The sequence below is a fragment of the Methanothrix sp. genome (assembly GCF_016706325.1).
Lineage (GTDB): Archaea > Halobacteriota > Methanosarcinia > Methanotrichales > Methanotrichaceae > Methanothrix.
This window is the reverse complement of record NZ_JADJJX010000001.1, coordinates 1,583,185-1,600,832: the sequence shown is the minus strand read 5'-3', so window position 1 is coordinate 1,600,832 and position 17,648 is coordinate 1,583,185. Positions and strand designations below refer to the sequence as shown.

Sequence of the window (17,648 nt, the reverse complement as noted above, 5' to 3'; positions counted from 1 at the left end):
TTCATTGATTCATTCTCATGCCCCAGGGCGCGCTTTTGCTGCTTTCATCCAGACGGCGATCTTCTTCTCAGATAAGCCCGTCTTCTCCGCCAGAGCCTTGGCCTTGGAGCTCAGCAGGTCCTGCGATGTCCTGACACCCGCTGCCTCCAGCTTCTCCAGGGTCTTGGGTCCCACGCCCGGCAGGCTGGCGAGGCCGTCGCCCCTGGCACTGGATGATTTGCTGGCAGTCTTCTTGGCTCCTGTTGCCCCTCCTGCTTTTCTGGCCGTCTTTTTGGCGGGCTGGGGCTTTGCCTCTCCGCTCTCTTTGCCCTCGGCCAGCTCCAGAGCCTTCCTGGCCTGCCATTCCAAGAAATTGCAGTGAGGGCAGCCCAGGTCCCAGGGCCTCTTGCCCTTGTTGATTATGCGGATATGGAACATGCCGTGCTCCTCGCAGAGCCTGTCCGTTACCACTATCGCTCCCGAGCGGGGGAGGGGAAGGGTGAAGCGGCAGTTCGGATAGCCGGAGCAGCCGATGAATCGCGATCCGCGATGGCCGCGCCTTATAATGAGTTCGGAGCCGCATTTCTCACAGGTCCCCACGATCTTGTCCGTCCTCAGGCCATCTTTAAGGGACTGTCCAATTCCCTCCTGATTGCAGCTGAGCTCATCGAAGACGCTGGTGAGCATGACCCTTGACTCCTCTATCACCTCATCCTCCTTGATCTTTCTCTCTGAGATCTGGGCCATATCCTTCTCCAGGGTCTGGGTCATCTCCGGCTTGGTGATGGTGGGGCGTACCTCTGCAGGGTGTCCACCACGGCATAGGCAGTGTTTGTGGGCCGCATGGGATTGCCCTGCACATAGGCGCGGGCATAGAGCTTGCTGATGATATCATGACGGGTGGACTTGGTCCCCAGGCCCAGCTTGTCCATCAGCTTGATCAGCTTGCCCTGGCCGTATCTGGCCGGCGGCTGGGTCTCCTTGGCCTCCACACTGTGGCCCAAGACCTTCAGCCTCTCTCCCTCCTTCACTGAGGGCAGTATATGCTCTTCCGCCTTGCTGTAGGGATAGTAGTACCTCCATCCCGCCTCGACCAGCCGCGCTCCATTGGCCCGGAAGGGCTCGGGGCCGATGTCCACCTTGAGGCTGGTGGCATCCCAGACGCATGGGTCTGCCAAGGTGGCGAAGAAGCGGCGCACCACCAGCTCATATATCCGCCACTGCTCTTCTTTGAGCTCGCTCTTCTCCGCAGGAGCAGTGGGATAGATTGGGGGATGGTCGGTGGTCGACCTCTTGCCCCGGGTGGGCACCATCTTTCCCTGCAGCAGCTTTTCTGCCTCCGAAGAGAACTCGCCCTTGGTGAAGAGGCGGGTGAGGGCCACCAGATCGATGGAAGGGGGATAGACGGTATTGTCCGTCCGGGGATAGGATATGAATCCGTTGATGTAGAGCCATTCGCCAATCCGCATGGCATTGGCAGCGGAGAAGCCAATTCCGCTGGCAGCAGAGATGAAGCTTGTGGTGTCAAAGGGGACGGGCGGCTTTTCCACCCTTGGCTTGGTCTGGATGGAGCGGATGATGCCCACCGGGCCCAGGCGGGCCAGGATCCCATCTACCTCATCCTTATCCCAGATCCGGCCCTTGGAGTGCTGAACGCGCAGCTCGCGTTCCAGGTCGGCATATATCTCCCAGTAGGGTTTGGGGACGAATGACTGGATCTCCTTCTCCCGATCGACGATCAGGGCCAGGGTGGGCGACTGGACCCTTCCCACTGAGAGGAACTCCTTGCCCAGCCGGCCGGAGGTGAGGGATATATATCGGGTCAAGGTCGCCCCCCAGACCAGATCTATGATCTGCCTGGCCTCCCCAGAGGCGGCCAGGTCATAGTCCACCTCGCCAGCATTCTTGAAGGCCTTGAGGATCTCATCCTTGACGATGGCGCTGTAGCGCACCCGATCCTCCTTAAGGCGGGGGTTTGCCTCCTTTGCGATCTTCAGGGCCTCAACCCCAATGAGCTCACCCTCCCGGTCGTAGTCCGTGGCCACAGTGATGCGGTCAGCCTCTTTTCCCAGGGAGCGCAGGGCATCGACTATCTTTTCATTTATGGGGCGGGCGATTATCTCTGCTCGGATCAGCTCCCGGCAGTCAACCTTCTGCCAGTTGTTGTATCCAGGAGGATAGTCCATTCCCACGATGTGGCCGGAGAGGCCCAATACCACCTTATCATCGAACTGGAAGGTCTCAACTCCTCCTATACGATGAGAGCGAGGCTTCGTGCCTGCCAGGATCTGGGCAATCCTCTTTGCAGCATCGTGCTTCTCCGCGATTATGAGATGCATTCGTCAAAGGCAAAACATGGCATTGATTTAAATTTTCTCTAAATCCCGAATTTTCAATATTCTGGATTGTTTATATAATTATTCGGCTGTTAACTCACTCAACTGACATTATTATTCACTGAATTTCACCAGTCAATTTTCGATATCAGCCAACAAAACACTGCCTTTGGAAGAGCCCTTCAACCCCCCAAGATCAAAGATGAGAGCAAACATTTGCGTCAGAGCTGAAATAAATTATTTAAAACGACTATATCAATTTATCAAAAATAGAAAATATTATCATCCCATTTCGGGAACGCTGTGAGCTCTCGCGATTTTGGGAGAAGGGGAGGCGTATCTCTTCAGGATAGGATCAGGCCAGATGTCGAGAGGCATGGAGCAGCATAATTAGATAAATGTATTTAATAAAAATAAACATAAAAAATTTTTTAATTATCGCTTCACAAAGGTTACAGATTCTTATAATATAATAAGTAATAATAAAATCACTCAAAACCTTTAAGTATAAATGGTGCATTGTGAAGAGAGGCGGGAGATCGTTACAGATTGTGCTGATGCTGGGCATGATACCTTTTAGACCTGGTTATCATGCTTTCGCTCCAGCATCACCTCTTGTCTCGATCTTGGCTGCTAAAAAAGGTAAAGGAGGATAAAGAACGTGTCTGATAAGATAGACCTATACAGCGACCGCGGAGTTCTTTTGAAGAGCGACGTCGACCTGAGCGCCGTCAGCCCTCTCAAGAACGCGGCCATGCAGAGGCTCATTGCCCTTACTAAGCGAACTGTCGCCGTAAACCTGGCCGGCATCGATGCTGCCCTTAAGACCGGAAAGGTTGCAGGCGGACGCAGGCAGATCAAGGGAAGGGAGCTAAATTACGATGTTCTTGGAAATGCCAGTGCCATTGCTGACAAGATAAAGTCTCTGCTCCAGGTGACACCTGGCGATGACACCAATGTTCAGGTTCTTGGCGGCGGCAAGCAACTGCTAGTCCAGGTCCCCACTTCCAGGGTCAATGCCGCCTCCGAGTTCGTTGTGGGATTGACCGGCGCTGCCTCTGCCACTGTTGAGGCTCTGATCCAGCAGTTCAATGTAGGCATCGTCGAGGCCCCAATGATCCATGCCTCCGTCTGGGGCGAGTACCCGCAGACAGTGGGCATGAACGGAGGAAACGTAGCCTCTGTTCTGAACATCCCCCAGAACGATGAAGGCCTGGGATTTGCCCTCAGAAACGTCATGGCCAACCACCTGGCCGTCATCACCAAGAGAAACGCCATGAATGCTGCCGCTCTGGCATCCATCTACGAGCAGATCGGCGAGTTCGAGATGGGCAATGCTATGGGCATATTCGAGCGCCATCAGCTCTTGGGCATGGCATATCAGGGCCTGAACGCCAATAACCTGGTCTATGAGACCGTCAAGGCCAATGGCAAGACAGGAACCATCGGCACTGTAGTGCAGAGCTTAGTGGCCAAGGCCCTTGAGGACAAGGTCATCAAGGCCGACAAGAAGCTGCCCTCTGGCTACGTCATGTATGATGCCAACGATGTATCCAAGTGGAATGCCTATGCCGCAGCAGGCGTCCTGGCGGCCACCATGGTCAACTGTGGCGCCCTGAGGGGTGCTCAGGCTGTCTCCTCGACACTGCTGTACTTCAACGATATACTTGAGAAGGAGACCGCCTTGCCCGGATGCGACTTCGGCAGGGTAATGGGAACTGCTGTCGGCTTCTCGTTCTTCAGCCACTCCATCTATGGCGGCGGCGGCCCCGGCGTCTTCAACGGCAACCACGTTGTAACCAGGCACTCCAGAGGATTTGCCATACCCTGCGTGGCTGCAGCAGTAGCGCTGGATGCCGGCACTCAGATGTTCACCCCTGAGATGACATCTGGATTGGTTGGCGCTATTTATGGAGAGATCAAGGAATTCCGTGAGCCGATTGTATCGGTTGCGGAGGCTGTGTAAGGCGAAATAAATGGTCACTGCATCAGACACCGCATCTTTGCAGATCGAGATAACACCCCAGAGATATCTCACCCCTGCTACAGCTCAGAAGCTGCTAAATGAGATCTATTCCAATGGGGGAGTAGCCAGGATAATGATCCACGGGCCCAATCTGCCCCGGACAATTCCCTACGGTCCGGGCAAGGGCACCCCCATCGATGAGAATAAAGATCTACTGATAGAGGTAGCTGGGCAGGCCTTCGAGCTGAGCGTTAAGGTTGGAAGGGTAAGGCTGGAGCTGGAGAGCGAAGAGTATATGCCCGGCCTTAAGGCGGCGTGTGAGCGAGCGCTTCCTTTCTCCTTTCAGATCAAACGCGGCAAATTCTTCCACAACCGTCCCACTCTTTCGGACTATGCCAAGTATGGCGATGTGGAGGACAAGAGGATCCTGGGGTTGATCGATCCCAAGGCCGGGAAGGATAAACTGGCCATTCTGTCTGAAGAGAAAGTGACTATTGAAGATGAGGAGAGATAATTATGGCATACACACCACAATTTTATCCCGGAAGCACCTCTGTTGGCATCAACAGAAGGAAGCATATGTCCGGCAATGTCGAGAAGCTCAGAGACATCCCTGAGGCGGACGTCGTAGCCATCATGGGCCACAGGGCCCCCGGCGCCGATTACTCCAGCACTCACCCACCCCTCAAAGAGATGGGCGAGCCGGACTGCCCCGTAAGGCAGATTGTGGAGCCTACAGCAGGCGCTGCTGCAGGTGACCGCATCAGATACTCTCAGTGGACTGACTCCATGTACTTCGCCCCCTCCATCCCCTACTTCAGATCCTACTGGGGAGCAATCAACTGCAAGGGCTGCGATCCTGGCACTCTATCCGGCAGACAGATCATCGAGGCCAGGGAGAGAGATATCGAGGACTATACCAAGACCCAGTACGATAGCGAGATGACCGATGTCGCCCTCTGTTCCATGAGGGGCTGCACTGTGCACGGCCACTCCCTGAGATTGGAAGAGAACGGCATGCAGTTCGATATGCTGGCCAGGACTGAGATGGGCGAGGACGGAAATGTCTATGCTGTCAAGGACCAGGTGGGCATTCCCCTGGATAAGAAGATCAACCTGGGCAAGCCCATGTCCGAGGCCGAGGCCAAGAAGAGAACCACCATCTTCAGGTTCGATGGTGTTCCCATGGGCGGAAAGGTCGGCGCCAGAGAGTTCGATGAGGCCATCGAGATGACCCACCATATGTGGGAGCGCAGAAGCAAATGGGGCTACAGGCCGGAGTAAGAGGGGTGATTTAAATGGCAGTTAAGCACACTAAGAAGCTATTCGTTAAGGCTCTGAACAAGAAGTTCGGAAAGGATTTCGATCTGGCCAGCCAGAAGACCGAGTACAAGAGGCTGGGCCCTGAGCAGAACGTCCGCAAGCGGGAGTTCATGGAGTACGCCAAGAAGCTTGAGGGCAAGCGCGGCATGACCGGCTACAACCCCTATGTCCACGCTGGCGGCATTCCCCTTGGACAGAGGCAGCTTGTGCCCTACAAGCTCTCATCCACTGAGTATGTGGTAGAGGGCGACGACCTGCACTTCGTCAACAATCCAGCCATGCAGCAGTTCTGGGATGATATCAGGAGGACCACTATTGTCGGCCTGGATATGGCCCATGAGGTGCTGCAGAAGAGGTTGGGCAAGGAGGTCACACCCGAGACCATCAACAACTACCTGGAGATCCTCAACCACGCCATGCCCGGCGCAGCCGTGGTTCAGGAGCACATGGTGGAGACCCACCCTGGCCTGGTAGATGACTGCAACGTCCGCGTCTTCTCCGGTGACGATGCCCTGGCCGATGAGATCGATGATCAGTACAAGATCGACATCAACAAGATGTTCCCCGAGGACCAGGCTGAGTCCATCAAGGCCGCTATCGGCAAGACCACCTGGCAGGCAGTGCACATCCCGACCATCGTGGTCAGGACCTGCGACGGCGGCACCACATCCAGATGGAGCGCCATGCAGCTCTCTATGACCTTCATCGATGCCTACAACATGTGCGCTGGTGAGGCCGCTGTGGCTGATTTGGCCTATGCTGCCAAGCACGCTGCTGTCCTGCAGATGTCTGAGATGCTGCCGGCAAGGCGCGCTCGCGGACCCAACAACCCCGGAGGCCTCTCCTTCGGCTATTTGTCCGACATGGTCCAGACCTCCAGGGTCAAGCCCCAGGATCCAGTCTATGTATCCTTGAACGTCGTCGCCGCCGGCGCCATGTTCTACGATCAGATCTGGCTGGGAAGCTACATGTCCGGCGGTGTCGGATTCACCCAGTACGCCACTGCAGCCTACACCAACGATGTCCTGGATGACTTCTCCTACTATGGCGTGGACTTCGCCAGCGACAAGTTCGGAGGATTTGCCAAGGCACCAGCGACCCTCGATATCGCCAAGGAGCTGGCCACTGAGGTCACCCTGTACGGCATTGAGCAGTACGAGTCCTTCCCCACCCTGCTTGAGGATCACTTCGGCGGGTCACAGAGGGCAGCCGTTCTGGCAGCCGCATCCGGTATCACCTCTGCCATCGCTACCGGTCACTCCCAGATCGGCCTTGCTGGCTGGTATCTCTCCATGCTCCTGCACAAGGAGTCCTGGGGCAGACTGGGATTCTTCGGCTACGACCTGCAGGATCAGTGCGGTCCAACCAATGTGTTCTCTTACCAGTCCGACGAGGGCAACCCACTGGAGCTGAGGGGTGCCAACTATCCGAACTATGCCATGAACGTGGGCCACCAGGGCGAGTACGCAGGCATCACCAGCGCCGCACATGCCGGCCGCATGGACGCCTTCGCCGTCAACCCCCTGATCAAGGTCACCTTCGCCAACCCCGGCCTGGTCTTCGACTGGACCAATATCCGCGACTGCTTCGGCAAGGGCGGTGCACGCGAGTTCCGCGCTGCAGGCGAGAGATCCTTGGTCATGCCCGCTGTGTAGGTCAGAAGACCTTCACACCATTTTTCTTTTTTTTCCTCTGCTATTCTGTTCAGCCCGGGCTATGAGATTGATTTAATTAATGAAAAATTATATATGAAATGCTCTTCGCTAAAATCCCGCTTATGGCAGAGCATCCCGGTATTTATCCAGAAGGTCGATGACCCTTCTGATATCCCTGCCCTGGCCCCGGCTCTCATCCAGATAGGCATTGTAGAGCCCTTGGCTCAGAGCTCTGGGAATGGGCTTGGAGCTTTCTCCCTGCAGCATCAGCTCAAAGCAGCGTGCTTCCCCCTCAGAGAGGCGGAGGGCCTTATACTCCCCCTGGTGCTTCTGATAGAGGGCCAGCTCCTCTTTGGGCATATCCAGGATCTGCCTGGAGAGGGGGGTTCCGGGTATCGGCTCGGCAATGCTCACAAATACATCATCCAGCATCGTCTCCTCTGCAAAGCTCATCGTCTCCTGGAAGTCCTCTCTGCTCTCTCCCGGATAGCCGACGATGAAGCTTCCCCCTACCTTCACCCCCAGCTCTCTGGCCATCTCCACTGCCCGCCGGTTCTCCTCCACAGTGACCCCTTTTCTCATCGCCTTGAGCATCCTCTCGCTTCCGCTCTCCAGCCCGAAGAAGACCCAGCCGATGGTATAATCGCGCACTGCCTCCAGCACTGTCTCATCCACCAGATCCACCCTCATGTCCGGCACTGATAGGTTCTTCTTGCCCAGGATCTGGGAGAGGGAGTGGATCATCTCCACAAAGGCCTCTCGATTGATCTGATTGCGGTAGCCGAAGAGAGATCCCGTGCCCCCACTTATCGCTATCCTTTGCACCCCCCGGCGCTTCATCTCTCTCACCTCGGCCACGATATTCTCAATGCTCCGGCTCCTTATGCTCCGGCCAAAGAAGCGGGGGACCTGGCAGAAGGTGCAGCTTCCCAGGCATCCGCGATGGGTCTCAATGTAGACATTGGCCCCCCGCACATTCTGCTGGGCCAGGTCATCGGGAATCAGGGGAAGGGCATGATCAAGGGAGCCGACCGGTTGGGGAGGGCTTTTTATGATCTCTCCTTCATGGCTGTAGGCCACGCCTGCCAGCTCCTCCGGCCCATTCTCAACCAGCCGGGCCACTATCTCCTCTCCCTCCCCGCTGACCACAGCCCTGGGGTTCAGCTCCCCCAAGACCATCTCCGGGCAGAGGCCCACAGGCCCTCCCACATATACATTCTCCTTTGCCGCCACGAAATCCCTGATCCTCAGGTCGAGAAGCTGAAGGGTGGAGAAGAGGCTGAGGAGGACGACCTCCCCCTGGGAGTGCAGATTCCTGCTGATCTTTACATCATGCCCTCTATCCCTGAGCACTCCTCCCAATACCAAAGAGCCGTAGGTGTATGTTCCCGGAGATACTATATCGATTCTCATCTGTAATCCCTCCTCATCTGTAATCCCTTCTCGCCTGTCAAATCAGAAAAAAACATGCCTGCTCTGGATATAAACCCAATTGCCAGGGCAGGCGAGCAAAAAAAGGGATTGGCCTTGCTCTATGCCGCTGATATCTCGTCCTCTTCCTCAGGCCTGGGCCAGCACATCCACAATGACCACATTGCTGGGCTGGCTGCCTATCACAAAGTAGAGCATATGCCTTCCTATTGCATCCGCCTGGAAGTTCATGCTGTTGTAGCCCGGGCTGAATTGATAGGTGCTGTACCTGGAGGTGGTGGCATCCGTCTGGATCATCTGATAGAAGCCTGCAGTCCCCCCAGCCGGGGCGTGGGCGATCAGTTGCAGCCAGGTTCCTGCAGGGCATATCACATACTGGGTCCAGCTGGACTCCCCGTGAATCCACAGCTCGCTGCTCTGGGATTGAGCCGAGGACGAGTACTGGGAGAACGGCAATCCTGTCCCGCTGCCATAGTATACCCTGGAGGGGGATTTCCCGGCGATATCGTACTTGGCCGGATTGCTTATGATCCCGCTGCCGGCGGCACTCCCACCAGCCGAGCCCAGGGTGGTATAGTACTCTTTATAGGGGGTGAATGTGGCATCAGGTGCAGCCTGTTTATAGAAGCTGGACTCGGAGCTGTACCATGGCAGGCTGACCGGCCGGTCCAGCCACTGAAGCATGCCGGATATGCCTGGATCAGCCATGGAACGATCCCCGCTGCCAACATATCCTCCCTGGAGAAAATCCCCCTCTCCTGATGCAAAACCAGCAAGCAGACACGTGATAAGTCCTGCTATGCAGATAATAATTCTGCTATTTATCCTGTAATTCATCAAATCACCCTTGAGAAGAGATAGCGCCCTTCTTTCTATCCATTGCGCTCGGGGTTTTATGATATTGGCTGAAGGATGAGCTAAAAAGGAGGGGGATATAGTCAGGGCTCAGTATGAGCAGCAGTCTATCTGAACAGTTCCTTTACAACCTCAGTCAATATAGGGCCGGACTGATCTATCACTGTGGCCTCATATAGCCATCCCTTGTGCTCGGGGAGAGAGCCAGTTACCATGATGGCTTTGCCTTCATATTCAGCCAGGTCTATCTCATGTGAGGTTACCAGTTCTTCTGCTATCGATGCTGGCTTCATTATTCTTGTGAGCCTGACGGTACAACATTGAGGACGGGGCAGCACTATAGAGAATCTGCCATCCTTCACTATGCCAAGAAATCTGTCCACTTTTATTGACCTCCTCAGAAGGCGACCTATTCCTGTTTATATTAGATATCGATGGCTTTTATCAATTAAATATCTTTGGACGCTTGAGGGAAAGATTATGGTTTTCCCTCCAGTTGAGCCAGAATCGATTTTACGATCCCCTCGAATGACCTGGCAGCGGCGGTATCTTTATTGGCAAAGGTCTTTCCCATATCGCCCAGCCTTCCTATCTCCGTGTCCAGAGGGATAGCTCCCAGGAACGGCACACCCAGCTCTCTGGCTGCATTCTCTCCCCCTCCCGTCTTGAAAACCTCAATTCTCTGGCCGCAGTGGGGGCAGACCAGCCCGCTCATGTTCTCCACAATCCCCAGCATGGGCACATTCATCATCAGGAACATGTTGACCGCTTTTCGAGAATCGAGAAGCGCTACCTCCTGAGGGGTGGTGACCACAATCGCCCCATCGAGGCCCGGAATGAGCTGGGCAATGCTTATGGGCTCATCGCTGGTTCCTGGGGGCAGGTCCACCAAAAGGAAGTCCAGCTCGCCCCAATTGACCTCTCCGATGAACTGCTTTAGGGCAGCCATCTTCATGGGCCCCCTCCAGACCACAGGGGAGTCCCGGCTCTGCAGGAGAAGGGCCATAGAGACCGCCTTGATCCCATCAGCATCTGCCGGCTCAAGGCCTGAGGGGCCGGGGATAAGCTTCTGATCCTCTATTCCCAGGAGCTTTGGTATATCCGGGCCTGTGATGTCGCCGTCCAGGATGCCCACCTTATAGCCCTGCTCCCGCAGGGCAGCGGCCAGGTTCACAGTGACTGTGCTCTTGCCCACGCCTCCTTTTCCGCTTGCGATTGCGATCTTGTACCTGATCTGTCTCAGCCGTTCATCGATCTGGCTTTGCCGGGCTCTGGGATCAGTGCACTTTTCTTTCTCGGCGCATGAACTGCAGACGCCTTCGCAGCTATCAGGGCTGCTCTTACTTGAAGGGGATGGATTCATCTTAACACCAGGGTATGATCGTTGCTCTTTTATTCAGCAGATTTAAGAGCCTATGAGAGCTTCTATTTAATTCTTTGGAGAAATAGCATTAAATCCAATGGGCGCATTTATGGCCGCAGGTGAGAATGATGACAACTGGCAGAATCCTTTTCCCCTTGATTCTATTTGCCGCCCTTTTGCTCCTGATCGGCTCATCCTCAGGCGACTGGCTGGAGGGCGGGTATGTGGGGCCGATCGACCGCAACGATGTATTGCCCTACTTCTCAGATCCGATATTCTATATGCCCGTTCCCTCCGGCAGCCAGGGCTATTCTTATGCCTCGCGATACTATTATCCCCGCCCGGATGTGGTCCGGCTGGGCAAGTATCCATATTCAGGATCCTGGGGGACCTATTCTGGGGAGAGCTATCCACCCAGCGATGAGCCCCGTGGCTCTGAGTTCAGACAAAGCTCTCTGGCAGCAATGCAGTGGGCCCCTTTTCAGAAGAACTGGACAGAGACAGTGAGCTATGCGCAGAAACACTCCACCCTGCGAGTGAATCAGGATGGGATGTGGAGGACTGCTCTTTGATTGCACTTTGATCGCCGTGATCACAGAGAGATCGCACTTTGACCTGTTCAGAGAAAATCGACGGCCTTGAGAGGTTTTAAATCCTCTCAGGGATCCTTCTTTATATCTTCATTCTCTCCCCGCTCCCGCGGGGCTGGCTTGCCTGGATTATCCCTCTTCAAGGCTGAGAGCGGCCCTCTCTTTGCCCATTTGGGCGGCCATCCTCCTGTTAAGATATTCCAGCCTTGAGCTGAGGAGTTCTATCTCCCTTTCCATCAGCGCCATCTCCTTCTGATGCTCCTGAGACTCTGCGCTCCCTGATGCTGCCTCTCCTCGCAGGGCAAAGCTGCCACCCTCAATTCTCAGGCCCATGCCGTAGACCAGGGCGGCAGAGATCTTCTTTCTGGCATTCATCAGGTCGTTCCAGAAGGCCTTTCTGGAGATCCCCATAAAGAATGCCGCCTCCTCCTGATTCAGATCCAGGAGATCCACCAGCCGCACGGCCTCCAACTCCTCCAAGGTGATGGAGACGCCCTCCACTCTGGGACAGCCCTCAGGCAAGAAGCTTCTCACAGAGGGGACCTCTGATATCCACCGCCTTCCCCTCCTTCTTCCTCTACAAGGAGACATGCTCCTTGTTATGCAGGCGGGGTGTATTTCAATCTTACTACACAGAAAGATTTAAATACTTTTTCTCATAAGTTACTATTACTTGGACAGAAGGCTCAGCTGGCATTGCAAGTCCAGCATGCCTTCCGCCATAAGTCCATATAAATATGTAAAATATAAAATGTAATGTGAGGTGTAATAGGTATGCCATGGGGAGATTTTACGGGGCCCTGGTGGATGGGCCCTCGCGGGAATAGAGCTGCAGGATATTATAATCCCTGGTGCCGCCGGGCAGCAGGTTTCGGCATGGGTTATGGCAGGGGCTATGGCAGAGGTTTCGGCATGGGTTATGGCAGAGGCTATGGCATTGGCTATGGCAGAGGATTTGGCTATATTCCAGACGTGCCCTTCCGTCAGCCTACTCCAGAGGAAAAGAGAGATTATCTGGAGGCAGTAGCCAGGAATCTGGAGGAAGATCTGAAAGCAGTGCGCGCTCAGATCGAGAATCTGCAGCCTTGAGCCTGATCAGGCTCAAACGCCCTCTCTTTTATTGCAGCCCGGCTTTTTTATATTTTTAATAGTTTTTAGATCTTCTGCCAGGACTGACGGCATTGCCCGCCATTGCATTCATATTTCCTTATTCATAGTAACCACTGCCACTCACATCGAGCCGAGCGCCAGGCAGAAGTGAGATATTGGCAGCTGAAGGCCATCCAATTGAGCTTCCTGAATGATCATATGCCGCCTCTCAACACCGGCTTTAGCCTCTACTCGCGAACCTTCCTTTGGATCATGGTGAATGCTATTTTGAGAGATCAAATTAGGCATGAGCCTGGCCGTGAGGCCTCTGCAATTCTGCAATCTTCGCCTTATCTTTGTACCTATTTCCGTTGCCTCTGAATGCTTGTTCGGGATCTTCGGCCAGCTCTGCCTTCCATCGGCAAGGAGGGCTCGGATGGAGGCCATATTCTCGGGCATTCTGAGCAGTGGCTTGTCAGCCCCAAGCTCGGATATTACTGATATCTTGAAGTTCTGGTTGTAGCGCCGCCTGGTCTTCTCCATACCTCCACGATTCGGCATCGCCGAACTTTTTGTCCGCTCCGGGGGTCCGCTCCATCTCTGCAGTATATCGCCCACACAATTCAGCGATGAGCTAAGAATTCTTTTCAGTACAATACCCGCGCAATTTAGCGAAGGTCCAAAAGATTAATAATCTGAAAATGGCACCATCATAATAGTGAAAGGGAACCTGGCCTCTTTGATCCCCGTAGCTGCGACGTTGATAGCTCTGGCTGCAGTTCTCTTCTGCTGCGCGGGGGCAATAGGCCATAGCCATGATGGCAGCGGGTCCCATTCCGCTCCGGGCCCGGCCCGGGAGGATGGTGCAAAAAAGGGTTTCCGCTTTGAGGAGTCATCGACGGTGAGAGGCTCAGGAGAGCTCTCGATAAAAGGAGCATTCCATGACCGCTCGATTGATTCCAGCGGCTGGATGAAAGGCTCAGGATCGATCAGCTTCGAGTCCCTCAGAAACATGAGCAAGGTTCGAGAGGAGGTTGAATTCAGCCAGAGGGGCGATCTTGTCTTTACAGGAGGAGAGCTCAAGAACAAAAAGAGCATGAGGCTGCCCTTATTCGAAAACGGCACTGGCGCTTCTGTCAGCGAGAGATTCAACACCAGCCACCTGGACCAGAGTGAGACCAGTCTGATGAGGTCCCTTGGCCTTCATAACAACTCGATGATCTACGATACTGCACTTGCATTTGAAGGGAAGTGGGATGTCGAGAACAGGAGGGGATGGTCCATCTATATGAATAGAAGTAAGCAGTCATATGTGGGATCATTCCAGACTCAAAAGATGATCGAGTTCGATGATTCTCCCTCCAATCGAGGCTGATCCAGATCGGCCTATATTTATCATAATATAACATATATCTGAGCTTGCCCCTGCCTCGCCTTCTGAGTCATCGATCTCCAATTCTAAAAGATCTATTTTAAAATATCTTTAACAGGAAAATGTCTATTTATGAATTTGCGTATTTCACAATAAATTGATCAATTGATTTTTCAAAATTTGGCTGAAATTAAGTTTTTATCTAATTTAGACCGCAATGTTGATAATATAGTATGCGATCTTGTCCTCATATCTGCAAATCAGTTGTCGGCGTATAGGATACAAAAATGGATGCAGGAGCAGCCTGGAATCCTGAGACTGCTCTCTTCACTCTGATTTGCAGGGGGTACTATCATGGGCTTTGAAGTTGACCTGGATGCTGTGGCGCAGTGCAATAACGCCATAAAAGAAAGCTCTTTCCTGGATGAGAGGACAGTGGAGTTGATCTCCATATCGGTCTTGGCAGCCATCAGAAGCAGCCATTATCTGAGGTTGCATATTCGGGCCGCTTGCAAGCTGGGCATACCGAACGATCAGATCGCAGCGGCGGTATTTTTCGCTGGAGACCTCTGTACAAGCAGCGTGCTCTCCTCGGCTGCTGCTCATCGGGAGGAGGAGCCTGCAGCCTGCACCATCTGTGAGCTGACGGGCAGGTGCAGCGAGATTCAGGCAAGGCCCAGGGATTGAAATATTGACTATTAGGTGATCATTGAATGATTGAGATTGCAGATGAGGCAGTTACACTGACCGATATAGGCCTGTTTATAATCTTTTTAATTGTATTGATCTTCCCCTTCAAGGTTAAGATGGTGGAGCAGAATCTGGAGGCGTTCCTGTTCATCATGGGGGCGACGGCTGTCACCATTACCAGCAAGTGGGGACTTGATCTGATAGCGTTGGCTGCGAGCGAGCCAGTGCTAAAAGGCATAGTCCCGGCAGTGTTCGTTGCCGGACTGATATTCTTCTATGGAAAGGTGCCGATGAATAGAGCCCTCAGAAGACTGACCAATTCCATTCCGTTGCCGGTTTTTGTCGCTGCAGTTGTATTCATCCTGGGAATGATCTCAAGCCTGATCACAGCCATCATTGCATCTTTGTTCTTGGTGGAGATCGCAAACCTCATGCCCTTGGAAAGGAGCGATAAGATAAAAATGGTTATCATCGCCTGTTTTGCCATCGTGCTGGGAGCTGTCCTCACTCCACTGGGCGAGCCGTTATCTACCATTGCCGTCACCAAGCTGCAGGGCCCGCCCTATAATGCCACCTTCTGGTACCTGGCAGACCAGCTGGGCATACTCATCACTCTGGGGGTTTTGGGATGCGCCCTCTTCGGGGCTTTCTATGTGGGAAGAAGAGGCTCAAGGGCGGAGGTACAGGAGATTGTGGATGAGGGCGGCTTGAGGGAGGTATTCGTCAGAGCGGCCAAGGTCTGGCTCTTCGTCTCAGCCCTCTTCCTGCTGGGGGCGGGCATGGAGGTGCTCATATTCAAGTATTTCACCAAGATCCCCGATTATGTCCTCTTCTGGGTGAACATGGTCTCTGCCATCCTGGATAATGCGACCCTCACTGCTGCAGAGATCTCTCCGGCGATGAGCCAGAGCCAGATCAATGCCGCTCTGTACGGCCTGCTCATATCCGGTGGTATGCTGATACCGGGTAACATCCCCAATATCATCTCTGCAGGGAAGCTGGGGATCACCAGCAGCGAATGGGCAAAGCTGGGAATTCCCATGGGACTGGCATTGAATGCGATATACTTCATCGTGGTCTTCATTCTGGGAATCAATCCCACACTGGGACTGTAGGGCGGTGCGTGTGCATCGCCCCTATGGGCAATGATCCTTGGAGTAAGAAAGAGAGAAAAGGGGTCCAGGCTGCAAATCCTCTGAAGGATCTCTCTTCGAATCCTCTGAAGGATCTCTCTTCGAATCCTCTGAAGGATCTCTCTTCGAATCCTTTGAAGGATCTCTCTTCGAATCTCTCTGCGAGTCTCTCTCTTTCAACAGCTCGATCAGGACTGAAAATACGGCAGCCTCCAAAGGATCATCCAGAGCATAGAATGCCTCGCTTGAGTGCATTTTTGCCATGTCCGCGAGCTTTTTTGCGTAAATCTGATCCCTCTTTTTCAATGCCCGGCCAGCCCTGGTCCAGCGAGCAGAGAGCTCGTTCACCCCCATGCGCAGGCTCTCAAAGCTCCGGCCCATAACAGGCTCCCTCCCGATTTGGCCACTGGAAATGTCTCTTCTTCATAGATCACCATCTTCTCCAAATAGGGATCTGCAAGCGAGGGAGTTATAGAGAGCAGTGCAGCCCTCTGCTGTAGATATCATCTTCCCGGCTTCAGCTCCATGGAACCGACTCCCTTTGAGGAGATAAGCCTGAGGAATGTGCACAGCGAAGGTGAATCCATGCGCGAATGGGTTGGTGGATGGATGAGCGTAATATGGAGGTGAAAGTAATATGGGTCGTGAGCCTCTAATGGGTTTGAGTTTTGTAATATGGAAAAGTCAAGAGTTCCTGCAAGCTCCAGACATGATCGATTAAGCCAGCTTGCTTCGCGGGACTATTGAACTTCGTTATGCCCATCTCATTTCTATATTTTAGAGCACGATGCTTTCGGCAGTAGTTGAAGTGCGCGAAATATAGGGTCATTTGGTTATTCAATTCTGCAGTCTCCTTAGAGAAACCTATGGTTTTCCTTGATATGCGGTTATTATCTTGTCTGCATGTCAGGTTTTGCCGTTCAATGTAGCTGGTAGATATCATTTTGTGGTCTATATCTTTGCCAAATATGATTCTCTTGACCACTTTTTTAGTCTACCGTTGACCCTCATTTTAATGACTTGAGCATATTGTAATAGTTCATCTACGATTAATTTAGGACTTCGAGGTCGCCCTCGCTTGCCTGTTGGTGCGAACGGCTGTAGTTTTCCATATTGCTTTCGAAGAGCTGCTGCATATAGTCTTAATCCATCTGTCACAAAGAGCGGCATTGATCTGAGTCTTTTGGCAGTATTTGAAACGAGCTGATCTGCATTTTCCTGAGATCGCTCACCGATAACATGTGAAAGCACCAACCTGCAATTTGCAGCCATGCTTATCCAGATCCAAGTTCCTTTATCTTCGTATTCACCTTCTCTGGGTAGTGTTTTTCCCCACAAAAGTCCATGCCTCGTCCATCTCTACCTTTGGGGTCTCTACATCCTTCAAGACAACTTCATTGACTTTTTCACTATGCTTTGCTGCTTTCGAGATCCAAGTGCTTACAGTAGATGGTTTTGACTCAAGGATCTCAGCTATTCCTAAGACACTCATTCCACGCATGGCCATTTTTAGAGCCAGCTTGATCTTTTCTTCGTTTGTTCTTGTGTCATAGAATGCAGTGTTAGTTCTATCACAGAATCTGGTACCACATGTGTGGCAAATATATTTCCTGACCTTGCCGGAGCTTATCTTGTAAGTTCCGTACACAGTGACGTTTCCTTTCCCAGCAATTCCAAATAGATTGCACTGCTCATTCGGGCATGCTACATCCAAGAATCGAGGCTTTGGACCTCTTTTGCCCATTTTGCTACACCCCATGTAGCATATAGGAATAGGTTATATAAATAACAGCCGATTGTAGATTCACGACCGAAGCAGCCAAAAGGATCAAATACTTTTAATTCTTACTATAGATAAGTATTACA

Annotated in this window: 15 protein-coding genes and 3 pseudogenes; 9 read left to right on the top strand and 9 right to left on the bottom strand. The window is 53.0% G+C overall.

Annotation, left to right across the window (positions count from 1 at the left end; all coding sequences use genetic code 11):
* Positions 1 to 15: 15 nt before the first annotated feature.
* Positions 16 to 2,318, bottom strand: a pseudogene (locus IPI63_RS08250) (DNA topoisomerase I).
* A 658-nt stretch (positions 2,319 to 2,976) separates the two neighbouring features.
* Between IPI63_RS08250 and mcrB the strand changes: the two are divergent.
* From mcrB to mcrA, 4 genes are read left to right on the top strand one after another with little or no spacing between them, the layout of a single operon-like run.
* On the top strand, positions 2,977 to 4,281 hold the full coding sequence (gene mcrB, locus IPI63_RS08245; protein ID WP_292477904.1) for a coenzyme-B sulfoethylthiotransferase subunit beta: 1,305 nt from the start codon (positions 2,977 to 2,979) through the stop codon (positions 4,279 to 4,281).
* Positions 4,282 to 4,291: 10 nt separating this feature from the next.
* Positions 4,292 to 4,795 carry a methyl-coenzyme M reductase operon protein D gene (gene mcrD / locus IPI63_RS08240; RefSeq protein WP_292477902.1) on the top strand — a complete coding sequence of 168 codons (504 nt, stop codon included), beginning with the start codon at positions 4,292 to 4,294 and terminating at the stop codon, positions 4,793 to 4,795.
* Positions 4,796 to 4,797: 2 nt separating this feature from the next.
* Positions 4,798 to 5,565 (top strand): coenzyme-B sulfoethylthiotransferase subunit gamma, encoded by a 768-nt coding sequence (mcrG, locus tag IPI63_RS08235; protein ID WP_292477900.1) that lies wholly within the window; start codon positions 4,798 to 4,800, stop codon positions 5,563 to 5,565.
* 14 nt (positions 5,566 to 5,579) lie between these two features.
* Positions 5,580 to 7,259: a coenzyme-B sulfoethylthiotransferase subunit alpha gene (gene mcrA, locus IPI63_RS08230; protein WP_292477899.1), complete on the top strand. Its 1,680-nt coding sequence runs from the start codon at positions 5,580 to 5,582 to the stop codon at positions 7,257 to 7,259.
* 120 nt (positions 7,260 to 7,379) lie between these two features.
* Here the strand turns inward: mcrA and IPI63_RS08225 are convergent, their stop codons facing one another.
* The 4 genes from IPI63_RS08225 to IPI63_RS08210 form a co-directional block, all read right to left on the bottom strand.
* Entirely contained in the window at positions 7,380 to 8,672 is a 1,293-nt protein-coding gene (locus tag IPI63_RS08225) for a methyl-coenzyme M reductase glutamine C-methyltransferase (protein WP_292477897.1), read from the bottom strand.
* 147 nt (positions 8,673 to 8,819) lie between these two features.
* A complete protein-coding gene (locus tag IPI63_RS08220) occupies positions 8,820 to 9,527 on the bottom strand; it encodes a hypothetical protein (RefSeq protein WP_292477896.1) in 708 nt (235 codons plus the stop codon).
* Between the two features lie 125 nt (positions 9,528 to 9,652).
* Positions 9,653 to 9,928 carry a hypothetical protein gene (locus IPI63_RS08215; protein WP_214066308.1) on the bottom strand — a complete coding sequence of 92 codons (276 nt, stop codon included), beginning with the start codon at positions 9,926 to 9,928 and terminating at the stop codon, positions 9,653 to 9,655.
* A 95-nt stretch (positions 9,929 to 10,023) separates the two neighbouring features.
* The gene (locus IPI63_RS08210) at positions 10,024 to 10,908 is read right to left on the bottom strand and encodes an Mrp/NBP35 family ATP-binding protein (protein WP_292477894.1); all 885 of its coding nucleotides are present in this window, start codon (positions 10,906 to 10,908) and stop codon (positions 10,024 to 10,026) included.
* 119 nt (positions 10,909 to 11,027) lie between these two features.
* On the opposite strand from IPI63_RS08210, the gene IPI63_RS08205 reads away from it, so the two are divergent.
* Entirely contained in the window at positions 11,028 to 11,480 is a 453-nt protein-coding gene (locus tag IPI63_RS08205; RefSeq protein WP_292477892.1) for a hypothetical protein, read from the top strand.
* 147 nt (positions 11,481 to 11,627) lie between these two features.
* Here the strand turns inward: IPI63_RS08205 and IPI63_RS08200 are convergent, their stop codons facing one another.
* Positions 11,628 to 12,089 (bottom strand): DUF134 domain-containing protein, encoded by a 462-nt coding sequence (locus IPI63_RS08200; protein ID WP_214066311.1) that lies wholly within the window; start codon positions 12,087 to 12,089, stop codon positions 11,628 to 11,630.
* Between the two features lie 183 nt (positions 12,090 to 12,272).
* Here IPI63_RS08200 and IPI63_RS08195 point away from each other — a divergent pair, with 183 nt between their 5' ends.
* A complete protein-coding gene (locus IPI63_RS08195; protein WP_214066312.1) occupies positions 12,273 to 12,587 on the top strand; it encodes a DUF5320 domain-containing protein in 315 nt (104 codons plus the stop codon).
* Positions 12,588 to 12,708: 121 nt separating this feature from the next.
* On the opposite strand, the pseudogene IPI63_RS08190 reads toward IPI63_RS08195, so the two are convergent.
* Positions 12,709 to 13,130, bottom strand: a pseudogene (locus tag IPI63_RS08190) (transposase); the annotation flags it as partial.
* Between the two features lie 175 nt (positions 13,131 to 13,305).
* Here IPI63_RS08190 and IPI63_RS08185 point away from each other — a divergent pair.
* The 3 genes from IPI63_RS08185 to IPI63_RS08175 all read left to right on the top strand — a co-directional run bounded on the left by IPI63_RS08185 (position 13,306) and on the right by IPI63_RS08175 (position 15,764).
* Positions 13,306 to 13,962 (top strand): hypothetical protein, encoded by a 657-nt coding sequence (locus IPI63_RS08185; RefSeq protein WP_292477890.1) that lies wholly within the window; start codon positions 13,306 to 13,308, stop codon positions 13,960 to 13,962.
* Between the two features lie 351 nt (positions 13,963 to 14,313).
* Complete coding sequence (locus IPI63_RS08180; protein ID WP_214066313.1) at positions 14,314 to 14,646, top strand: carboxymuconolactone decarboxylase family protein; 333 nt, start codon at positions 14,314 to 14,316, stop codon at positions 14,644 to 14,646.
* A 26-nt stretch (positions 14,647 to 14,672) separates the two neighbouring features.
* On the top strand, positions 14,673 to 15,764 hold the full coding sequence (locus IPI63_RS08175) for a DUF1646 family protein (protein WP_292477889.1): 1,092 nt from the start codon (positions 14,673 to 14,675) through the stop codon (positions 15,762 to 15,764).
* A 21-nt stretch (positions 15,765 to 15,785) separates the two neighbouring features.
* On the opposite strand, the gene IPI63_RS08170 is transcribed toward IPI63_RS08175, so the two are convergent.
* Entirely contained in the window at positions 15,786 to 16,130 is a 345-nt protein-coding gene (locus tag IPI63_RS08170) for a hypothetical protein (protein WP_292477888.1), read from the bottom strand.
* Between the two features lie 304 nt (positions 16,131 to 16,434).
* Positions 16,435 to 17,526, bottom strand: a pseudogene (locus IPI63_RS08165) (IS1 family transposase).
* Positions 17,527 to 17,648: the final 122 nt, after the last annotated feature.